This is a genomic window from Apibacter sp. B2912, from assembly GCF_009827835.1.
Taxonomy (GTDB): Bacteria; Bacteroidota; Bacteroidia; order Flavobacteriales; family Weeksellaceae; genus Apibacter.
Genome location: NZ_WINV01000002.1, coordinates 18573 through 39530 on the forward strand (window position 1 = coordinate 18573; position 20958 = coordinate 39530).

18 protein-coding genes are annotated in these 20958 nt (G+C 31.4%); 6 read left to right on the forward strand and 12 right to left on the reverse strand.

Annotated elements, in window-relative coordinates:
• Window positions 1–16 precede the first annotated feature (16 nt).
• Window positions 17–1273 (forward strand): DUF763 domain-containing protein, encoded by a 1257-nt coding sequence (locus tag GFV01_RS03460; protein WP_160564856.1) that lies wholly within the window; start codon window positions 17–19, stop codon window positions 1271–1273.
• Window positions 1274–1295: 22 nt separating this feature from the next.
• Here the strand turns inward: GFV01_RS03460 and GFV01_RS03465 are convergent, their stop codons facing one another.
• Together GFV01_RS03465 and GFV01_RS03470 are read right to left on the reverse strand one after the other, a co-directional pair.
• Window positions 1296–2303 (reverse strand): chorismate-binding protein, encoded by a 1008-nt coding sequence (locus GFV01_RS03465; protein WP_160564858.1) that lies wholly within the window; start codon window positions 2301–2303, stop codon window positions 1296–1298.
• Window positions 2303–2740 (reverse strand): hotdog fold thioesterase, encoded by a 438-nt coding sequence (locus tag GFV01_RS03470; RefSeq protein WP_160564860.1) that lies wholly within the window; start codon window positions 2738–2740, stop codon window positions 2303–2305. Before GFV01_RS03470 ends, GFV01_RS03465 begins: the two co-directional genes overlap by 1 nt.
• A gap of 163 nt (window positions 2741–2903) precedes the next feature.
• On the opposite strand from GFV01_RS03470, the gene GFV01_RS03475 reads away from it, so the two are divergent.
• The gene (locus GFV01_RS03475; protein WP_160564862.1) at window positions 2904–4889 is read left to right on the forward strand and encodes a heavy metal translocating P-type ATPase; all 1986 of its coding nucleotides are present in this window, start codon (window positions 2904–2906) and stop codon (window positions 4887–4889) included.
• A gap of 137 nt (window positions 4890–5026) precedes the next feature.
• Here the strand turns inward: GFV01_RS03475 and GFV01_RS03480 are convergent, their stop codons facing one another.
• Window positions 5027–6025, reverse strand: a complete 999-nt coding sequence (locus tag GFV01_RS03480; protein WP_160556804.1) for a tyrosine-protein phosphatase — start codon at window positions 6023–6025, stop codon at window positions 5027–5029.
• Between the two features lie 294 nt (window positions 6026–6319).
• Between GFV01_RS03480 and pnuC the strand changes: the two genes are divergently transcribed.
• A complete protein-coding gene (pnuC, locus tag GFV01_RS03485; RefSeq protein ID WP_160564864.1) occupies window positions 6320–6937 on the forward strand; it encodes a nicotinamide riboside transporter PnuC in 618 nt (205 codons plus the stop codon).
• A gap of 11 nt (window positions 6938–6948) precedes the next feature.
• Complete coding sequence (locus GFV01_RS03490) at window positions 6949–7188, forward strand: GlsB/YeaQ/YmgE family stress response membrane protein (RefSeq protein WP_160543190.1); 240 nt, start codon at window positions 6949–6951, stop codon at window positions 7186–7188.
• A gap of 46 nt (window positions 7189–7234) precedes the next feature.
• On the opposite strand, the gene GFV01_RS03495 is transcribed toward GFV01_RS03490, so the two are convergent.
• From GFV01_RS03495 to GFV01_RS03525, 7 genes are all read right to left on the reverse strand, one after another.
• Window positions 7235–7837 (reverse strand): superoxide dismutase, encoded by a 603-nt coding sequence (locus GFV01_RS03495; RefSeq protein ID WP_160556801.1) that lies wholly within the window; start codon window positions 7835–7837, stop codon window positions 7235–7237.
• A gap of 167 nt (window positions 7838–8004) precedes the next feature.
• On the reverse strand, window positions 8005–10602 hold the full coding sequence (locus GFV01_RS03500) for a DNA gyrase/topoisomerase IV subunit A (RefSeq protein WP_160564866.1): 2598 nt from the start codon (window positions 10600–10602) through the stop codon (window positions 8005–8007).
• Between the two features lie 40 nt (window positions 10603–10642).
• A complete protein-coding gene (locus GFV01_RS03505; RefSeq protein ID WP_160556799.1) occupies window positions 10643–11128 on the reverse strand; it encodes a hypothetical protein in 486 nt (161 codons plus the stop codon).
• Window positions 11129–11182: 54 nt separating this feature from the next.
• On the reverse strand, window positions 11183–13021 hold the full coding sequence (locus GFV01_RS03510; RefSeq protein ID WP_160564868.1) for a DNA topoisomerase IV subunit B: 1839 nt from the start codon (window positions 13019–13021) through the stop codon (window positions 11183–11185).
• A 130-nt stretch (window positions 13022–13151) separates the two neighbouring features.
• Complete coding sequence (locus tag GFV01_RS03515) at window positions 13152–13844, reverse strand: hypothetical protein (protein ID WP_160564870.1); 693 nt, start codon at window positions 13842–13844, stop codon at window positions 13152–13154.
• Complete coding sequence (locus tag GFV01_RS03520; protein WP_105297843.1) at window positions 13834–14334, reverse strand: RNA polymerase sigma factor; 501 nt, start codon at window positions 14332–14334, stop codon at window positions 13834–13836. The genes GFV01_RS03515 and GFV01_RS03520 overlap by 11 nt, the downstream gene beginning before the upstream one ends.
• Before the next feature lie 68 nt (window positions 14335–14402).
• Window positions 14403–15791 carry an FAD-binding oxidoreductase gene (locus GFV01_RS03525; RefSeq protein ID WP_160564872.1) on the reverse strand — a complete coding sequence of 463 codons (1389 nt, stop codon included), beginning with the start codon at window positions 15789–15791 and terminating at the stop codon, window positions 14403–14405.
• 93 nt (window positions 15792–15884) lie between these two features.
• Here GFV01_RS03525 and GFV01_RS03530 point away from each other — a divergent pair, with 93 nt between their 5' ends.
• Both GFV01_RS03530 and GFV01_RS03535 read left to right on the forward strand, forming a co-directional pair.
• Window positions 15885–16874, forward strand: coding sequence for an iron ABC transporter permease (locus GFV01_RS03530; protein ID WP_160564874.1), 990 nt, complete (start codon window positions 15885–15887; stop codon window positions 16872–16874).
• A 4-nt stretch (window positions 16875–16878) separates the two neighbouring features.
• A complete protein-coding gene (locus tag GFV01_RS03535; protein ID WP_160564876.1) occupies window positions 16879–17871 on the forward strand; it encodes an ABC transporter ATP-binding protein in 993 nt (330 codons plus the stop codon).
• A gap of 9 nt (window positions 17872–17880) precedes the next feature.
• Here GFV01_RS03535 and GFV01_RS03540 read toward each other — a convergent pair whose 3' ends face one another.
• Both GFV01_RS03540 and GFV01_RS03545 read right to left on the reverse strand, forming a co-directional pair.
• Window positions 17881–19416: an anaerobic C4-dicarboxylate transporter gene (locus GFV01_RS03540; RefSeq protein ID WP_160564878.1), complete on the reverse strand. Its 1536-nt coding sequence runs from the start codon at window positions 19414–19416 to the stop codon at window positions 17881–17883.
• A 179-nt stretch (window positions 19417–19595) separates the two neighbouring features.
• Window positions 19596–20771, reverse strand: a complete 1176-nt coding sequence (locus GFV01_RS03545) for a MalY/PatB family protein (RefSeq protein WP_160564880.1) — start codon at window positions 20769–20771, stop codon at window positions 19596–19598.
• Window positions 20772–20958: the final 187 nt, after the last annotated feature.

The following is a 20958-nucleotide window of genomic DNA, read 5'->3' on the forward strand; positions in this document are numbered from 1 at the left end:
TTACTATATTTACTATATGAAGAAGGGATATGCAGATTTACCTTTACACTATGGAACAGTTCCCGCCTGGTTAGCTAAAAGAATGGCTTTATTAGGTGGAGCGATTGTAGAGGCTATAGTTCAAGAATACGGAAGAAAAACTTTCTTACAAAAATTAAGCGACCCGTTTTGGTTTCAATCTTTAGGATGTGTTTTAGGAATGGATTGGCATTCTTCAGGAATAACCACTTCCGTTATGAATGCTTTGAAGAAAGCAATAAATCAAAGATCCTCGGAACTTGGTATTTATGTATGCGGGGGCAGGGGGAAATCTTCACGAAATACTCCAACGGAATTACTTCATATTGCCGATAAAACCGGTTTAGATGGAAATGAACTTATTACTAAGAGCAGATTGGTAGCTAAAGTTGATAATTGTGCGGTTCAAGATGGTTTCCAAATATATTTACATTCTTTTGTAGTTACTATAGATGGTGATTGGACAGTTGTGCAGCAAGGAATGAATATCAACGATAAATTGGCAAGAAGGTATCATTGGCTGTCTTCCTCAGTTCAATCCTTTACAGAAACTCCCCATACTTTTATTTATGGTAAAAACAAAGGAGAAATCCTTAATCTGACCGATAAAGATGCTTCTACTACCAAACAGGGAATTTTGGAACTAACTAAGGAAAATCCGGATCGTTTAATGAAAGAAATATCCCTTATACTGTCTTCTCATCATGAGGTACGCGAAAAAGACGTCAATTTGAAGAGATTGGGCGCTGCTTTGGTACTTGCTCATGAAACAGATGTTCAAGATGTGGAGTCTCTGTTGCTTTTGAATGGAGTAGGACCCAGAACGCTTCAATCGTTGACCTTAGTTAGTGAGGTAATACATGGCACTCCTTCCAGATTTTCAGATCCCGCCCGATTTTCTTTTGCACACGGAGGAAAAGACGGACATCCTTTTCCTGTACCCACTCGAGTATATGATGAAACCATTGAAATTTTTGATAAAGCATTGCAACGATCTAAATTAGGAGATACCGATAAATTGGAAGCATTGAAAAATCTTTCCAAAGTATCTATGGAAATTGAAAAGAATTTCAAACCCAGTGACAATTTTCATGAATGGATTGAAAATGAACGAAAAAATTCCTGGAAATACGGTGGTAAAACCATCTATGGAGATGCCATTGAAAACAGCAGTCTTATAAAAAAAACCGGCAAGAAAACTAATAAATCTGTAATTAAAAAAATTGATAAAAACCAACTCAGCCTGTTTGATTAATCAATTAATCATAAGAAGGTATTTAAAGACTTTCACCAATAAATTTAGCCTTTAATTCTGTTTCCGTCCATTCTTTTTGCGGATTACTTTGCGCTGTAATACCACCACCAACATAAAGTAAAGCTCCATTAGCATATAGTTTAGCACATCGTAAATTAACGAAATACTTTTTAAATTTCTGAGTTTCCAATCCTATATATCCTGCATAAAAATCACGATTATATCCTTCATTCTCCAAAATATAATTTCTACTTTTATTTAACGGAATTCCACAAACGGCAGGTGTAGGATGCAAATCTGCTATCAATTGAGGTAGTTGATCAGAAGTGTTTAATTTTGCAGAAAGATAGGTTACCAAATGTTTAACAAGCCCTAAATGAAGTGTTTCAGGTCCCTTTACCGTTAAATTCGAAGTATAGGCTTTAATTTTTTCACAAATATAATCTGTGACATATTTTTGCTCTTCTATTTCTTTGCTTTCCCATTGAACCGAATCAATATCCGGTAACGTTCCGGCAAGTGCCATCGTTGTAAATAAAGAATTTTCAAAAGAACCTAAGATTTCAGGAGTAGCCCCCATCCAAATTTCATTTTGATTCCAATAGCTTACCTGACAAAAGGAGCATGGATATTTTTCACATAAAAACAAAAACGATTTGAAAGGGTTGATTTTATCCTTATCGATCCATTTTTCGCGAGAAATTACAATTTTATCTGTTTGTTTTTGTTGAATATAATGAATGGTCCGTTGAAGAAGATTTAAATATTCTTGTTCTGAAATAACCTTTGTATTTTCATTGTTAGGTAGAGGAAATATAAGGTCATTCTGTGGTAATAAATCATTTACCTCAGTAAATGTTGAAAAATGGAATGTATATTTCTTTGAATTATCAAAAGATTGAAAAGAATATTCATATAAGCCGCCCTCTTCCTTTTTGATTAAAAATATTTTTTTGTCTTTAGGAAGTCGAATAAAAGCAAAAGGAATATTTTTTTTAATGCAATCTTTAACTGTTTCAGAAAGTACCATTATTCAAAATTATTTTTAGGAACAATGCGGTTAGTCATGGTAACATAACAATTTTTAAAAGTATTTCCCTCATCATCCGTACAAAAAATATTAATTTCAACTACATGGGATGTGTTACCTTTGTTGATAAATTGGGCTGTAGCTGAAATTTTTCCGTTTTTAACAGATTTTAAATGATAGCCGTTTACTTGCGTTCCGAAAACATAATAATTTGAAGGATCAACCGTGGTAATAGATAAAACCGAACCTACAGTTTCAGCAAGAGCTAATGAGGCTCCACCATGTAAAAATCCTATCGGTTGGTGTACCCGAGAATTTACTTCCATTTCTGCAGTTAGTGTATCTCCTGTAAAATCAGTGTATACGATCCCTAAGGTATCCATTAGTGTATTTGGTGAAGATTCATTTAGCTTGGCCAAAAGTTCTGCCTTATCCATTTTTTATTATTTACGTTTCATGCAAATTTATAAAAAATTAAACTCAAGGATTGGGCGAGAGGAAAGAATACCGATTCTAATTTTTTTACTATTTCTTTCTTTGCAATCTAATTGCAACATAGGGGAATTATTTTTGTTATACAATTAAAAAATACAGATAGTTATGTCTTCTTATAAACCCGGTTGCGCCTGTAATGACAACGATAGAAAAAATATTACTAATCAAGGAGATCATGAATCTTCTCATGGACATACCCATGATCACGAACTAGATTTCAACATAAATATTTTTCAATTATTTTTACCGGCCATCATAAGTTCTATCCTTTTAGCTCTCGCTCTCATTTTAGATTATTCTAAAACTTCATTTTTCAATTCTTGGATTAGATTGGGAGCATATATTCTAGCTTATTTGCCTGTAGGGTTTCCTGTATTTAAAGAAATGTTGGAAGAATTTAAGCATAAGGATTTTTTCAATGAGCTATCGTTGATGTTTTTAGCTTCGGTAGGTGCTTTTTATATAGGAGAATATCCGGAAGCGGTTGCAGTTATGTTATTTTATTCCATTGGAGAAAACTTCCAATCGTTGGCAGTAGCTAAAGCTAAAAGAAATATTAATGCTTTATTGGATCAAAGACCCGATGAAGCAACAATTATTGAAAATCAAACTTCTAAAGTCGTAAAAGCTAAAGAGGTTCAAGTAGGCGAAATTATACAATTGAAACCGGGAGATAAAGTAGCATTGGATGGAGAATTGCTTTCTTCAACGGCTACGTTCAATACCTCTGCGTTAACCGGGGAAAGTACTCCGCAAAGTAAAGAAAAAGGGGAGACCATTTTAGCAGGAATGATAAATCTTAACACTTCATCACTTGTAAAAGTTACTACTCCTTATTCAGACAGTAAACTATCTAAAATATTGGATTTAGTTCAAAATGCTACCGGTCAAAAAGCGAAAACAGAATTGTTTATCAGAAAATTTGCGAAGATTTATACTCCAGCAGTTTTCTTTATTGCCTTGCTGGTGTTTATATTACCTTATTTTTTTGTTGCAAACTATGAATATGAAACTTGGTTATATCGATCCTTAATATTTTTAGTTATATCCTGTCCTTGTGCTTTGGTAATCTCAATACCTTTAGGATATTTCGGAGGCATAGGTTTAGCTTCAAGAAACGGAATTTTGGTTAAAGGTTCCAATTTTTTGGATATCTTGGCTGAAGTGAAGCAAATTGTATTTGATAAAACAGGAACTTTAACTCTAGGAAATTTTTCAGTTCAAAACGTGCATGTTGAGCAAGGTTTTGATCGGAATCAATTGTTACAATGGATTAATATAGCCGAATCTCATAGTAATCATCCGATTGCCACCGCAATTCAAGCTTATGTAAATCAAAAACCTGAGGTAACAAAAATTACTTCCATGGAAGATATTCCGGGAAAAGGGATTAAAGTGGAAATAGAAGATAATGAATTGTTAGTAGGTAATTTTAAATTAATGGATGCCTATTCTATTTCTTATCCGGAAACTTGTAAAGAAATCATAAATACTGTAGTTTTAATTGCAGTAAATAATAAGTTCGCCGGATATTTGGAAATTGCAGATCAAATTAAATCAGGAGCTCAACAAGATATTAAAAAAATACATGATTTAGGCATCGGGGCAACTATTCTTAGCGGTGATAAAAATACAATCGTACAAAAAGTTGCCCGGGAATTAGGTATAGATCATGCCTATGGTGAACTTTTACCGGAAGATAAGGTAACTAAAATGAAGGAAATAAAATCAACAGTGATTGGTAAAGTAGCTTTTGTAGGTGATGGATTTAATGATGCACCGGTGATCGCTTTAAGTGATGTTGGAATTGCCATGGGAGGTTTAGGTAGTGATGCGACGATTGAAGTAGCCGATGTCATAATTCAAGACGATCAGACCTCTAAAATTCCTTTAGCCGTTAAAATAGGAAAAGCCACCAAACATGTTGTATGGCAAAATGTGATATTAGCTTTTGGTATTAAAATTATTGTAATGATTTTAGGAATTTTTGGTGATATCCATCTATTGGAAGCTGTATTTGCCGATGTGGGTGTAGCCCTTTTAGCTATATTAAATGCCGTTCGTCTACAAAAAGCCAACCTAAATAAATAGAATTTCTCTACCATTTGTACGAATAAATTTTAATACATTCTTTATTAAAACAGGTAAGTAAATTAGGTACTTATCTGTTTAAAATTCGATATATGTTGATTGAAGATTATTTTTTGATTCTAATGTTTAAACAGATATTAATACAATAAATTATTTTTCAATTTATCAATATTTAAATGCATTCGGTTAATCAAAAAATTTTGAATGGATCCATACTCATTTTCTATTTCGTTTAATGCGCTTTCTAAATAATCCGGTATGACCGTATATAAATATTTGTTGGATGGATTTTGTTCAATCAACGGATGGTATTTATCCGCCAGATAATCATTGGATGCTAAATAATCTTTTAAAATAATATCTTTAGGAATATCTAGAGCATATAGCAACAATGCGGTAGCCAATCCGGTGCGATCTTTCCCTGCTGAACAATGAAAAAGGAGCGGTAATTTTTCTTGATCTTGTATATAGGTAAAAAATTCTTCGTATGCGTTTAAATATTTATCTTCTGTAACTAAAAGTTTGTATAAATGCTTCATAGCATTTATTACATCATTTTTGCTCGTATGAATACTTTTAGCATATGCTTTTAAACGACCGGGTTCAATACATAAATAGTAATGATTTTTAACTTCTGCAGGAATTTTGTCCGGTAAGGCTTTATATTCTTCTTCGCATCTGAAATCAACCAGAGTAATTATAGGAATACTGGATAAATATAGTAAATCATTATGGGTTAAATTATATAAATCGTCTGTTCTAAATAATTTCCCCCATTTAATTCGTTTTCCGTCTTTAGACTCTAAACCTCCTAAATCTCTAAAATTATATCCTCCTTCCATCGGAAGGTGTGTTTCCGCAAGTATAGCCGATCCTTCGGAAGTCTCTAATTTAAAATAACTTCTTTTGGATGGTAATATATATAAAGGATAAGTTCCGTAATCTTTACCTTGCGCGATCGGTTTTTTAGTATCAATAGTTTGAACTGAATCGCCTGAATATAATTTCCATTCTCCCGAAATATTTATATTTAAATAAGCTGATTTTGTATGCTTTTCTCGTATAATTTTACATCTTTTTAGAATGTCAATAGGGTTATCTGAATTTTCTTTTTCTTTAGTCATACCTGCTATCATACTAATTTTGGATTATATTACTTATTAAAAACTTAAATCACATCAAATTTATTGCCATAAAAATTATTGAAATAATCTATATTTTAATTATTTGCAAAAGAATACTAATTAAAGTAGGTCTTTTTAATATCTTTGCAGGTAAAATAATAATTTACTATACGAATTCAGGAATACTACGTTTTAATTAATCGGATTGATTTTAAAATTTATTTTAAAATCATGACTTTCTAAGAAAATAAAATATCTACATATAATTTATGTTTAAGTACTAATAAATAAATAATAGGTGTGACTATGGTTTCAATACACGAATGGTGGACAATTTTAAAACAACAATTTTATCAAATTTCTTTTTTAGAAGCCATAGGAGTAGTTTTTGGTATTGCGGAAGCTTTATTCGCCAAATATAACAAGGTTTGGTTGTATCCTTGCGGATTACTTAATATACTCATAACCATGTATATTTATTGGGATTTTCGTTTATATGCGGAAATTTTATTGCAAGGATATTATTTTGTAATGAGTATATATGGATGGATTTTATGGACAAGTAAAACTAAGTATAGTAGTACGGTAAGTTTATGCACTTTTAAAGATAGATTTATTGCATGTTGCATTGTGATATTTTCATGGATTCTTTTATATTTTTTCTTAACGAATTACACTAATTCAGATGTTCCTGTATGGGACTCATTGGTGAGCGCATTTGCTTGGGCCGGTATGTGGCTATTAGCAAAAAGAAAACTGGACAATTGGATTTTTTTAAATATTAGTAATTTTATAGCCGTTCCATTATTACTTCATAAAGGACTTTTATTATATTCTCTTTTAACTATATTTTTATTTATCATCGCAATTTTTGGATATTTAGATTGGAAAAAAATTATTAATTCACAAAAGTTAAAAAATTAGAACATAAAATAATGTGGACATTACTTATAGGGATTTCATCCGGTTTTTTAGCAGGGACTTTAATTAAAGGTCGAGGTTTTGGATGTTTTGGAAATTTAATGGTTGGTATTTTAGGTAGTTTTTTAGGAAATTGGTTATTTAAACATCTTCAAATACCGGTTAATGAAAATGATAAAACTCTTATGCTGGCTATGTCCACTCTTGGCGCTATTTTCCTTTTAGCATTGGTGTCAATCTTTACTAAAAGATAAAAAGCCATCTAAATTAGACGGCTTTTTATTAAATCTTTATACTGATTTATTTACTTGATTCAAATAATTCAGAAACTTTATCCCAGTTTATCACGTTAAAGAAAGCACTGATGTAGTCTGCTCTTCTGTTTTGATAGTTAAGATAGTAAGCATGCTCCCAAACATCCAACCCTAGAATAGGAGTTCCTGATGCACCTACTCCCGGCATTAAAGGATTGTCTTGATTTGCCGTTGAGCCAATACTTAATTTTCCATTATTGGATAACAACCAAGCCCATCCGGATCCGAATCTGCCGGCTGCTGCTTTTGAAAATTCATCTTTGAAAGCATCAAAAGATCCAAAAGATTCGTTGATTGCTGCAGCTAAATTTCCTTCCGGTTTACCTTTACCATTAGGGGTTAACCATTCCCAAAATAAACAATGGTTCAAATAACCACCACCATTATTTCTTATAGGGGTTTTATCAAAACCTTTAATTATAATTTGTTCTATAGGTAAATTTTCAAGTTCTGTACCGGCGATTGCATTATTTAAATTTGTAGTATAAGTACCATGATGTTTCGTATAATGGATTTCCATGGTTTTTGCATCGATATAAGGCTCTAGCGCATTGTATGCATACGGTAATTTTGGTAATTCAAATGCCATATTCTTTTTTTAATTAAAAATTAAACTTAACTTAAATTTATTAAACAAATCTAGTGAATTTAAGAGTAAGTATGCGGTAAAGGCATTAAATTATTTAATAAAGATATTTGAAATTAATATGTAAACAAATATTTACTGTTTTTTTAAAATAAAAAATATTCAGATTATTAGAAAAGATTTATCTGTTCACCATCTGTACCGGAGTTCGTATCTTGAGAACCTTTAGGTTCAGTTGGGGCTTCTTCAGTTTCAGCATCGGCATTTGCTTCATTTTCCTGTTCGTAAGGTTCTTCTGTAATGGTTATCTTTTTTATTTTTTCTTTAGAAATTTGATTTCCTTGTGCCTTAATTCCTTTAATAGCTATAAAGTCTTCTAAATTAATAGTTTCCGGACTTTTATCTTTTCCAAAATTGATTTCAGCAATTAATTTCCATCCGGTTCCAACCCATTCTATAAAAGATCTTGGATTTTCTGAGATAAAAAATACTTGCGGATTCAAGGTATCATCTAATAAGAAGCGTTTAATATAATATATGGATTTATCTCCGTCGTAATATATACAACATACCGGTTTTTCCGGATTCCATTTTTCAAGTACTAAAAATTCATCATCAAAATGATTTAACAGATCAAAAGTATGAAGTTTAGCAATACCGTTCGAAGAGAGGGTAACAATTTTATCGGCTCCTTTAAAAGCGCCTAAATATTTACCGCGGCCTTCAACGTTTAAGCGTTGTACCGATTCATCAAACCATATTTTTCTAGGGGCTAAAGTAGAAATACCTGACTCTTTTAATTCAATTTTCTTTATATAATTTTTTGATACCAAATTTCCTTTAGAGCTTCTTCCTTTAATGGCTAATTCCGAAAAATCTATGTCAAACTTTAATTTTTTCAACCTTTGGCTGGGTTTAAGGAAAATGGTAACTGATTCCGCTTCACCATTGGGATTCGCAGTAAAATATTGGACTTCTGAACCTTTAGCGGTAGAGGCTAAATTGTATTCTTTATCTCTGGTTATGGAGGTAACCGGAAATCTTTTCATATACCAAGGACCTAGTTTACCTTCACGATAGATCATGTTGTAAATAGTACGGGTATCATTTTTCTTCCAAATTCCTACATGGATGATGTTTTTTCCTACAAAAGTTTTAGCATCTGCTTTAGTAACCAGCATTATCCCGTCTTTTCTAAATACAATTATATCATCTATATCCGAACAGTCAAAAAGGTATTCATCCTTTTTAAGGGAATATCCAATAAATCCTTCTTCACGATTGACATAGAATTTAATATTTGCAACTGCAACTTTTGCTGCGTCGATTGTATCAAAAGTTCGAATTTCGGTTTTCCTTTCTTTATTTTTCCCGTATTTTTTCTTTATATTGGTAAAGTATTCAATTGCATATTGGATTAAATGATCTAAATGGTGTTTTACTTCTTTTATTTTTCCATCTAATGCTGCAATATTTTCCTCTGCTTTATCCAGGTCAAATCGGGTAATTCTTTTAATGCGTATTTCAGTTAATTTATTAATATCCTCTTCGGAAACTTCTCTAATCAAATGGCCGGTAAAAGGTTTTAATCCGTCATCAATAGTAGAGATCACATCTTCCCACTTATCAAGTTCTTCGATTTGATGGTAGATTCTGTTTTCGATAAATATTTTTTCTAACGAAGCAAAATGCCATTGTTCCTGCAATTCGCCGAGTTCAATCTCTAATTCTTGTTTAAGAAGATTTACAGTATGGTTGGTATTTCTTCTTAATATTTCAGAAACACTTAAAAATTCAGGTTTGTCTACATTGATGACACATGCATTCGGAGAAATTGAAATTTCGCAATCTGTGAATGCATATAAAGCATCAATCATCTTGTCCGGAGAGACATCGTTAGGTAAGTGTATTAAAATTTCAACTTCAGAAGCGGTATTATCTTCAACTTTTTTTATTTTAATTTTTCCCTTCTCATTGGCTTTAAGAATACTGTCTATAAGAGAACCTGTATTAGTTCCATACGGAATTTCATTTATTAGAAGAAGTCCTTTTTCCGGATTTGAAATTCTGGCTCTAGCTCTTATTTTTCCTCCGCGTTCTCCGTCATTATAATTCGCAACGTCAATTAAACCTCCTGTTTGGAAATCAGGATATAAGGTAAATGGTTTTCCTTTTAAAATCGCAATAGATGCATCGATTAATTCTAAAAAATTATGTGGTAAAATCTTAGTTGATAATCCCACGGCAATACCTTCCACTCCTTGAGATAAAAGTAAAGGAAATTTTATAGGAAGGTTTTCAGGTTCTTTATTCCGTCCATCATAAGATGGTTTCCAAACCGTAGTTTTAGGATTAAAGACAACTTCCAAAGCAAAAGGAGTTAGTCTGGATTCAATATAACGGGCAGCAGCTGCTCCGTCTCCTGTATATATATTACCCCAGTTTCCTTGGGTATCAATTAATAGTTCTTTTTGTCCTATTTGAACGATAGCATCGGTAATAGCAGCGTCTCCATGGGGGTGGTATTTCATGGTATTACCCACCACATTGGCAACCTTATTATATCGGCCATCTTCTAATTCCCTCATTGAGTGTAGGATTCTTTTTTGAACGGGTTTTAAACCGTCGAAGATGGATGGAATAGCCCTTTCAAGAATGACATAAGAAGCATAATCTAAAAACCAATTCTGGTACATACCAGATATTTTTTGAATAGTTTCAGTGTTTTGATTATTTTTATTTACGTTTTCTTGATTGTCTTCGTTCATTATTAGTTTAAAAGTGTCTTTATATACTTATTATAAACTTTTATTGATAAATTTCTTTTTTGTTTTCGCTGATTACCTTATTAAGTGAAATTCGTATATCTCTAATTTGTCTAGAATTTAAATATGAAATATCGAAATTCACTTTAGATTGTCCTGAACTTACTCGTTTACTGGATATGTAAATTTCTAAAACTTTTTTAAATAAAGGCTTGTTTTTTATAACAAATTTAACAAGTTTTCTTTTAGGAAAGTCAGATAATGATTCTCTAACCAAAAATGCAATCGGAAGAGATTTCTCATTTTGAAAGATTAAAGTCTCTCCCTCACTGTCATACCTAAAGAAAGGACAACCTAAATAGGCTAAATAAATAAGCAATAATAGACTTATAAATAAAACAAATTCATCACTTCTGCCAAAAGCAGGTACATTTAAATAGATAAATACAAAACTAGTAAAAAAAACTATCAATATTACAATATTTATTATAGCAATTTTACTTTTGGTTTTTGGATTTTGAAATTTCATAAAAAAGCAGTTTTTGGATTATTCATCTTATATAGTTTTTTTTAATTTCAATTATTAAAAAGTATCTATTACTAAATTGTTAATTATAAATTCTTGCCTGGTTTGTGTATTTTTTCCCATGTAAAAGTCCAATAGTTCTTCAATAGAAGTATTTTTACTTAACATTACGGGTTCTAATTTTATATCTTTGCCGATAAAATTTTTAAACTCGTCAGGTGATATTTCTCCCAACCCTTTAAAACGAGTTATTTCGGGATTTTTTCCTAACTCTTGGATTGCTTTAATTCGCTCTTCATCTGTATAACAATACCGTGTTTCTTTTTTATTTCTAACCCTGAATAAAGGAGTTTGGAGAATATATAAATGCCCGTTCTTTATTAAATCAGGGAAAAATTGTAAGAAAAAAGTTATCATAAGCAAACGGATGTGCATTCCGTCAACGTCGGCATCTGTTGCGATAACTACATTATTATAACGTAAATCTTCTAAGCTTATTTCAATATTTAAAGCAGATTGAAGTAAATTAAATTCTTCGTTCTCATAAACTATTTTTTTGGTCAATCCATAACTGTTCAATGGTTTTCCACGAAGGCTGAATACCGCTTGGGTTTCCACGTCTCTACTCTTAGTTATGGATCCGGAGGCTGAATCACCTTCCGTAATAAATATAGTAGATTCTAATTTTCTTTGAGACTTCTGATCATTGTAATGTTGACGACAATCTCTTAATTTTTTATTGTGTAAACTTACTTTTTTTGCTCTTTCTCTTGCCAGTTTTTGAATGCCTGAAAGCTCTTTCCTTTCTTTTTCAGATATTATAATTTTTCTTTGAAGAGCATCCGCCACCTCCGGATTTTTATGTAAAAAATTATCTAAATGTTTTTTAAGAAAATCATTCATAAAAGTTCGAATCGTGGGTAAATCGGGGCCCATTTCACTACTTCCCAATTTAGTTTTAGTTTGCGATTCAAAAACCGGTTCAATAACTTTAATTGAAACCGCAGCTATTATTGATTTTCTAATATCAGATGCATCGTAGTTTTTATTATAAAATTCGCGTATGGTTTTCACGAAGGCTTCTTTAAAAGCGTTGAGATGTGTTCCTCCTTGTGTGGTATGTTGACCGTTTACAAAGGAAAAATAAGCTTCTGATTGAGAACGTTCGCTGTGAGTGAAAGCTACTTCAATATCTTCATCTTTTAAATGGATGATAGGATAAATCGTTTCTCCTTCAATATTATCTTGAAGTAAGTCTTGCAATCCATTTTCAGAATAGTATTCTTCTCCATTAAAGAAAATTTTCAGTCCGGGATTAAGATAGACATAGTTTTTAAGCATTTTGTCTATATATTCTTTCCTGAACTTGAAGTTTCCGAATATGGAAGAATCAGGTTCAAAAGAAATTTCGGTACCTTTTCTTTCTTTGGATTCTGTTTCAGGGCTTTCGTATGTCAGTACACCTTTTGAAAATTCAGCATATCGTGAAACTCCGTCACGTACGGATTTAACCTTAAAGTAGGAGGATAATGCATTTACGGCTTTTGTACCCACTCCATTCAATCCAACGGATTTTTTAAAGGCTCTGGAATCATATTTTCCTCCCGTGTTCATTTTAGAAACGGCATCAACCATTTTTCCTAAAGGAATACCTCTTCCGTAATCTCGTATTTTTATTATGGTATTATCAAGGGAAAGATCAATTTTTTTTCCTGCTCCCATAACATATTCATCGATGGAATTATCGATTATTTCTTTTAAGAGAATATAGATACCATCATCCGGGGAAGATCCGTCACCTAATTTTCCAATATACATTCCCGGACGGATACGAATATGCTCCTGCCATTCGAGAGTTTTTATATTATCCTCGGTATATTGAGTACTTTGATTCATCTTCTTCCAACTAAATATGTGCAAAAATACGATTTTTCATTTATAAAAAAAATCATACACAAATAGTATATTGTATATGATTTTGTAATAGGGTAGACTATTAGTCTATCTCTTGTGTTTTTAAAATAAATTATTGATTGTCTTTTTCCAATTTTTTAATTTCGTTCAAATTTTTCTTTAATTTTTTGAGTAATATTCCATAAATTAATAAATAGTAGGCAATAATTATTAAAAATAAAATTATGCAAATGATAATAAAAACAAATATATTTTCAGGATAAGAGAAATTAAGTCTTATTTGATCAATATTTAAAATATCTGTTGAATTGAATCCTCGTCCCAATCTTTTTCCGTACATAAATTCATAAAAGCCGGTTAAAATAAGTATCAATACACCCAGCAAAATATTAATGCAAATGAACCAATTAACGCTTTTTCTAAATCTTAGTATATTATTGATTAAATCTTTGGTCGAATACAGGAGATCAATTTTTTTATAGCATCTGTAAAAATAAAATATAAATCCAATGGAAGTTATGAGATTAAAATAGATGAGCAATCTGCTAATGTGATAGTTACGAATGTAAACTTTGAGAGCTTCTCCTCCCAAATTGGGCATAATAAGGTTCATATCCGCTGCTGTAAACAGGAGAGAGGTCATTAAAATTATAAATTCAATAACACTTATGATTACAATGTATTTTACATTATTACGCGATTTTTTATTAAGCATCAATATTAATTCTGCCTGAGAATATTGATTGGTCTCACTTTGCTTCTGCCAAGATTTTTTTAGACTGTCTATATCCAATTCATTCTTCATTTTTGTTCATTATTTCTTTTAATTTGGTTTTCACGCGATTCATCTTTACTCGTGCATTAACTTCTGTAATACCCAAAGTCTCGGAAATTTCTCTGTAAGATAAATCTTCTAAATATAGCAACACTAACGCTCGTTCTATTTCAGAAAGTTTTTTAATAGCCTCATAAAGCTTGTTAATTTGTTCTTGCTTTTCACTAAAATCATCATTTTCAGATATTTTATATAAGGTGTTATCAATTTCTTGGGTATTGATGGTTTTAGTTGATTTTCTAAAAAGAGTAATAGCCGTGTTTAGTGCAACTCTGTACATCCATGTAGTGAATTTAGAATTTCCTTGAAAACTTTTATAGGATTTCCAAAGTTGTAAAAGAATTTCTTGAAATAAATCTTGAGAATCTTCTTCATTGTTTGTATAAATTCGGCAAACTTTATGAATGATTCCCTGATTTTTTTCAATTAATTTAGAAAATTCTAATTCGATTTTTTTCACAGATTTAGTTATTAAATTATAAGTAATTACATTAAAAATTTTGTTACATAAATAGAATTTGGATTATTCTAATCGGGGATTAATTTTCCAGGATTCATAATATTTTTAGGGTCAAGGGTTTTTTTTATGTTTTTTTGGATTTGCAAATTAGCCTTTGAAAAAACTATGGGCAAGAATCTTTTTTGAAGCAATCCAATTCCATGTTCTCCTGAAATTGTTCCCCCAAGAGAATGAATATACTCAAATAATTTATAAAGCATAGCGTGGATAACCGGATTATTATACGAATTTTTATATTTCGGATGATTGAATCTAATGTGTAGATTTCCATCTCCTGCGTGACCGTAACAAACTACTTTACATTCATTTTTTTCAGCTAATTGATGAGCAAATTTTATCAAATTAGGTAATTCAGCTCTTGGTACAACCGTATCTTCTTCAATAGTATACCCGTTTGATTTTACAATTTCAGCAACTTTTCTTCTTAATTCCCATAAACGGTTTTTATCTGTTTCATTATCGGCAAAGTAAATTTCTTCTGTCGGAAACGATTCAACAACCGCTATGGTTTGTTCAAGTAATGGTAATAATTCTTCTTGAGAATTTCCGTCGAAATTTATTAATAAATGAGCTTGTACATTTTCTTGTAAAATAATAGAGTTTTCATCTAAATGCAATAAGGTTTGTTCCAAAGCATTTCTTTCCATAAGTTCAAGTGAACAGGGTAGTAAACCGCTTTTAAAAATTTCCGTTACAGCCTTTGCCGAATCCTCTAAATTGTGGAAAGGAATAAGCAGAGTAATATCAGTTTTGGGTTTTGTAAGAACTTTCAAAACGGCTTTGGTAACTATACCTAACGTACCTTCGCTGCCTATAAACAATTGGGTTAAATTATATCCGGTTGAATTTTTAAGCGTATTAGCACCTGTCCATATAATTTCTCCATTGGGGAGAACTACTTCTAAATTCAATACAGAAGCAGAAGTGACTCCGTATTTCACCGCTCGTAATCCTCCTGCATTGGTAGCAATATTTCCTCCTATATAGGAACTGCCCCAACTCGAAGGATCGGGACCATAAAATAAACCGTGCGGTTCTAAGGCTTGTTGAAGTTGATAATTGATAACACCAGCTTCTACAACAGCCTGATAGTTCTGAATATCGATTTTAATAATTTTATTAAGTCTTTCCATGGATAAAATAATTCCTCCATGTATAGGTAAAGCTCCTCCCATTAGTCCGGTACCCCCGGATCTAGTTGTAATAGGTATCGTCTTTTCATTGCAGAATTTAACTATTTGAGAAATTTCTTCCGAATTTTCAGGTTTAACAACCAACAAAGGTTTAAAACTTAAATTTTCGGTATGATCATAAGAATAAAATTCAAGACTTTGTTCATCGTAGAAACAATGTTCAGGTCCTAATAATTCAACAAAAAAATCAATATATTCAGGCATAAAGTTAAAATTCAATGCAAAAATACTAATTTGATAACAGAATTTAGTAGATTATTCACTACAAATGGTCGAGTAGTTTTTATATTTGTATTTATGTTTTCAAAAAGATTCATACTTCTTATAATTTTACTTTTACTAAGTTGTATATTCTTATTTCTTATTAATTTATTGACCGGATTTGAAAATATTTCTTTATACGATCTTTTTTTTACTCAAGAAGAAACTAAAAAGTTAATTATTTCGTATCGATTTTACAGGGCGGTAGCTGTAGTATTAGCAGGGATATCATTACCCGTTAGCGGATTTTTACTTCAAGAACTTTTTAAAAATCCTTTAGCAGAACCTTCTGTCTTAGGAATTACATCTGCTTCAGCTTTAGCTGTAGCATTGCTTATTTTTTTAGGTGGAGGACTATTCTTTCTTCAATATCAATGGCTAGAAGGTTGGTTACTTATCATAAGTGCGTTTACGGGTGCCTTGTTTACTTCACTCCTGTTATTGTTTATATCCAAAGAAATTAAGAATATTTCCACATTTATTATTATTGGTTTCCTTTTATCCTCTTTTTGTGGGTCATTAATCAGTACTTTACAATTTTACTCACAGTCTGAAACTCTGAAACAATACGTATATTGGTCTTTTGGTTCATTTGAAGGATTATCCGGAAATCAAATTTCAGTTTATACAATTTGCACGATACTGGGACTACTTTCGGCTTTTATGTCGGTAAAAAAATTAATAGGTTATCTAATGGGAGAAGAGTATGCAAAGGTTTTAGGAGTGAATATGGCGAAGCTTAAAATTAATATTCTGATAGCCGTCTGCTTACTCACGGGAAGTACAACCGCTATGCTTGGGCCGATTGTATTTGTAGGTATTATTATTCCGCATTTTTGCAGACAAATTTGGAATCCTTCCGCACTTTGGACTCAAATTAATTTAAATATTTTAATAGGCAGCGGATTTATGTTATTGGTAAGTCTTATTATGAGTTATACGCAATTGCCTGTAAATATACTTTCCTCTTTGATTGGTGTACCAACAATATTATTTATAATTTTAAAAGACAGATTTAAAAATTAATCCTTTGGAAACAAACAGTAATTCTATACTTGAATTTCATAATCTATCCATAGGTTATCAATCGCCAATTCTCTCAGGGATAAATGCTACCATGAAAAAAGGAGAAATTATACTTTTGACTGGAAAAAACGGAAGTGGAAAGACAACATTATTAAAATCCATTTATGGTGAACTTCCTTTGCTTGAGGGCTCAATAAAAATTGAGGGTAAAAATATTTCTGAAATCTCACCCCTAGAAACAGGAAAATATCTTGCGGTAGTTCTTTCTCAAAACACTGTCAGCCCCTCTCTACGGGTTTTTGATTTAGTGGCTTTAGGTAGATATCCTTATAAAAAATGGTATCAAAGTCTTACAAAAAAAGAAATTGAAGCGATTGACGATATACTGCACCTGTTGAATCTTAGCCAATATAGAGAATATAATATAACTAAACTTTCGGATGGTAATCTTCAAAAAGTAATGATTGCCAGAGCTTTAGTTCAAAATTGTCCAATATTAATTTTAGATGAACCTACCTCACATTTAGATACAGCTAATAAATTAGAAATCATGAAAATAATTAAAATGTACGCCCACGATCAGGGTAAATCTATTTTATTTACTTCTCATGATTTATCCTTAGGCCTTGCCGTAGCAGACCGATTATGGTTTATAAAAGATGATTTGTTACATACAGGTTTTACAGAAGATATTGCTAACAAATATAACTTATATGATTATTTTGTAAACGATACGATACGTTTTGATTATCAAGCCAATGAATATAATTTTTTCAAATCTGATACTTCTAAAACGGTACGAGTAGATTCCAATTCACAATCTGCATACTGGTTAAAAAAAGCTTTGGTAAAAAATAATTTTGTTATTTCCGATCAAGCATCCATCCAAATTTTAGAAAAAGATTCCGTCTTTTATCTTCTTGATAAGATTCAAAATGAATACAGTTTTATATCCATAGAAACACTTATCAATTTCTTAAAGTTAAAAAATAGTTAATCAGTTAATTTAATTAACTACGTAATAGGATAAAAATAAAGCAATGGCTGTAGCTGAAATTACTCCGATTAAACCCGGTATCATAAAACTGTGATTAAGAATATATTTTCCGATATGGGTTGTTCCTGTTCTATCAAAATTTATGGTCGCTAAATCCGATGGATAAAAAGCAAAAAAGAAGTAAGCATAAGATGCAGGAATACATCCGATTAAAATGGATACAGGTATATGTAGCATAAATCCAATGGGCATCATAACTAATATTGTGGCTGCTTGACTTTTTAAAAACATAGACACACAGAACATGGCTATGGCAAATGTCCAGGGACGTTCTTTCACCATATCACTTATTAAAGATAATAAGTAGGATTCATTATTTTTTATTACGGTTTCACTCATCCAAGCTATACCAAAAATCATAATTACAGCAATCATTCCCGCATTAAAAACCTTAGTATCCGATATAGATTTAGCTTTAACTCCCGTTATTAAGACTATAATAGCACCAACTCCTAACATGATAAATTGCAATACGCTGGTCATTGGAATAGTTTTACCGTTATTTTTTGGTAAAATTGAATCCGGGAATAAAGCAATTAAGATAATAAATAGGATTCCAATAAAGAATAAGCTTAATGATATTTTAGCATCTTTTGAAGGTTTAGTACTTTCAGATCTTTCTAAATCACCTACTATATAAGCTTTCATATCAGGATCTTCCATTTTCTTTAAAAATGCAGGATCTTTATCGAGATCTTTTCCTCTATTTAAACTCCAAGTTGCAGCTAACATCACACCTAAAAAACAAGAAGGAGCGGTAACTAATAAAATGTCAATTAAGTTTATGGTAACTCCGGCTTTATAGGCTACACCGATCATAGCTGCTGTTGCTGCTGCTATAGGACTGGCTGTAATTCCCATTTGACTGGCTATGGAAGCTACCGCCATAGGTCGTTCGGGTCTAATTTTTTGTTTAAAAGATACATCGTAAATAACCGGTAATAATGGATATACAGCATGACCGGTTCCTACAAGCATGGTTAAAAAGAAAGTGGATAATGGAGCTAAATAGACAATATATTTTGGATTTTTACGTAAAATTCTTTCCGCAAAACTCACCAACATACCGAGTGCACCAGTGGCCTCTAAGGTTGAAGAAGCAGTAACTACGGCAAGTATTATAAGCATTACATCAATGGGAGGTAATCCGGGAGAATCCCTGAATAATAAAACTAATATGGCCACTCCAAATCCCCCTAATAAACCTAAGGAAACTCCTCCTTTTTTTATACCAAAATAAATAACGATTAATAATAACCCTAATTGTGTAATAAATTTTAAAGGGGCGTTATTTTCATTCGTTGCTTTCGAATTAGAAATGGTTTCTTTTTTAGTTTCCTCTGATTTTATTTCATTAGAATTCGCAGAAGTTTTTTGATTTACCTGAGCTGTTGAGACAGTTGCAAGTAAACTTAGATTCTGAGATTTAATAAATATTGGCGTGAATAAGATGAAAGTTAACAATATAATATAAATGTTTTTCATATAATTCCTTTTTCAAGGATAAAACTAGATAATTTATCATTTTTTATTTATATGATTTTTAACATGTATATGTATAATATAATCTAACGTGCTGATAATGTGGTCGAAAAGCGAAAAGTTAACTATTAATTTATTTTAATTATAAATAAGTTAATGATTAGTTAAAATAATAAACCTAATTATAATTTTCTGACAGCATCCGATAATTGCTTTAAAGCAACTTCAAGTACAGATCGAGGACATCCGACGTTCATCCTCATAAATCCTGTACCTTCCTTACCAAACATGGCGCCATCATTTAATGCTAAACGAGCTTTCTCTATAAAAAACGAATTTAATTCTTTTTGAGATAATTTTAATTCTCTGCAATCCAGCCATATCAAAAAAGATGCTTCTGGTATGATTACTTTGATTTTTGAACAGTTTGATTTTAGGAATTGGTCTACATATTTAGTATTTTCTTCGATATACTTTTTTAATTGATTCATCCAATCTTCCCCTTTTTCATACGCAATTTGAATTGCCAGATAGGCAAATATACTTCCTTGATTCAATTCGTTGCTAACCAAATATTTATGATAACGCTCTCTTAAATTTTTGTTTTTAATAATGGAGTAGGAGGTAACCAAACCGGCTATATTGAACGTTTTGGAAGGTGCACTAAGGGTAATGCTGTTTAGTTCTGCTTCTTCAGAAACTGTTGCAAATGGTACATGCTTATTTCCAAATAGTACCAGGTCAGAGTGTATCTCATCCGAGATAACTATAACTTTATTTTTATAGCAAATTTCAGCAAGTTTTTTCAACTCATCTCGACTCCAAACTCTGCCTCCGGGATTGTGGGGATTTGAGAGTAATAAAATTTTACATTTAGGAGTCATTAATTTTTCCAAACCCTCAAAATCCATTCTGTATAGATATCCTTCTAAAAGTAAGGGATTGGTTACCACTTCTCTGTCATGTAATTGGGTTATAATGCGAAAAGGATGATAAACGGGCGGTTGAATTATAATTTGGTCTCCTTTTTCTGAAAAGACATCTATAGCAAAAGCGATTCCTTTGACTACTCCGGGTAAATAACTAATCTCTTCTTTGTTTACTTTCCATTGATGTTGTTTCCATTGCCAATTACAGATTGATTGATAGTATTCATTGGAAACATAAGGATATCCAAAAATTCCGTTCTTTGACCTTTCAACCATAGCATCAACAAGTTCCTTTGGAGATTGAAAATCCATATCTGCAACCCAAAGAGGGATAAGATCATCTCTTCCAAATCTTTCTTTAAGTACTCCAAATTTAAGTGAATCTGTATTTTTTCTATCTATGATTTGATCAAAATTATAATTGCCCATTTCCGAATAATATTTACACAAAAATATGAGTTTTTTTAGATGAAGAAGGTGATTTTTTATATAAAATTTTATATTACTGTTTTTGTTATTCAAAACAATATAATAGTTTTATTTAAACTTAAATTATAAGATAAGTTCCAATATTTAATATTAATTTATTTCATGTAATTAGATAAAGTATAAGGAT